The 1,143-nt window shown below is 63.6% G+C and carries 1 pseudogene; it reads right to left on the bottom strand.

The window, feature by feature from the left end:
• Positions 1 to 137: 137 nt before the first annotated feature.
• Positions 138 to 860, bottom strand: a pseudogene (locus AC1DOX_RS30970) (reverse transcriptase domain-containing protein); the annotation flags it as partial.
• Positions 861 to 1,143 lie beyond the last annotated feature (283 nt).

The raw sequence follows: 1,143 nt of genomic DNA, 5'->3' as shown, positions 1-1,143 counted from the left end.
CACCTGCCTGTCAGCGGGAGCGACCGTCTCAAGGACAAGGTCCACATTGACGTCAGCACAGCTTCTGGACCAGGGCGCCAGACACTCCCTCGAAATGCGCAGGGCCAATCTTACCCGGCAGTTTGCTCTATTGTTGGTGGCGTTAGCGGACCGCCCTGCGGCGTGCCCTGCCTCCTTGCCTCGACCACCCCGCCACGCATCAACCCCGCTTCCAGATATCGCCGGATCAGCTTGAGCACTCGGGGGTCCTTCACCTGTCGGGCCACCCTCGACATCAGGATGTCGTGGTGGACCCTATCGAAGAACTTCTCCAGGTCGATGTCCACCACCCAGCGCCGGCCTTCCTGCACATATTGCTGTGCCTGCAAGACCGCCTGCTGAGCGCTGCGCCCCGGCCTGAAGCCGTAACTCGACTCGGAGAACCCCGGTTCGTAGATCGGTTGGAGTACTTGCAGCAGCGCCTGCTGGATCAGCCGATCCACCACCGTCGGGATGCCCAGTGTCCTCACCCCGCCCGAGGGCTTGGGAATGTCCACCGCACGCACCGCCTGCGGGGTGTACTGGCCAGCCAGCAACGCCGTCCTGACGCTCGGCCAACTCACCTTCAGCCAGTCCCGCAATGCCGTCACCTCCAGGGCATCCACCCCGGCCGCGCCGCCATTGCCGACCACCCTCCGGTACGCCAGCCACATGTTGCTTCTCTCTACCACCGCCTCCATCAGCGATGGCGCCTGCGCTTTCGTTTGCCCGACAGCCGCCGTGCCAGCCTCCGCACCCCCATCGGCGCCAAGCAGGTTCCGCCTGCCTTCCTCCGCTGTGGGCTGCACTCGTTCGTGCATTTGGGCTTCGTCGGTAAGCATCGAGGCCTGTCGTCCTAATCGCGCTCGTTCATGTTCGGCCCTTCAGTGCCAACCTCGCACCTAATATGGCCTCTGCTGACTTCTGCACCGCCATCCCGACGCCTCTCGACGTCAGTAGCACCAAGGCAGCGGTGCAGATCTCCCCGTACATGGACGCCCCCGGCTTGCCAAGCTCTCAATTCATGATGACGCGAGGTAAAGATTGCACCCGTACATTCGGACTTTAGCTGTGGCCTTTCGCCACGGTCCCTGATGGGATGTGCTGGTTGGCGCCGCAATCGGG

Source organism: Cupriavidus sp. 01L415 (assembly GCF_056400065.1).
The sequence above is the reverse complement of the archived record's forward strand: the minus strand, read 5'-3'. Positions and strand labels throughout refer to the sequence as shown.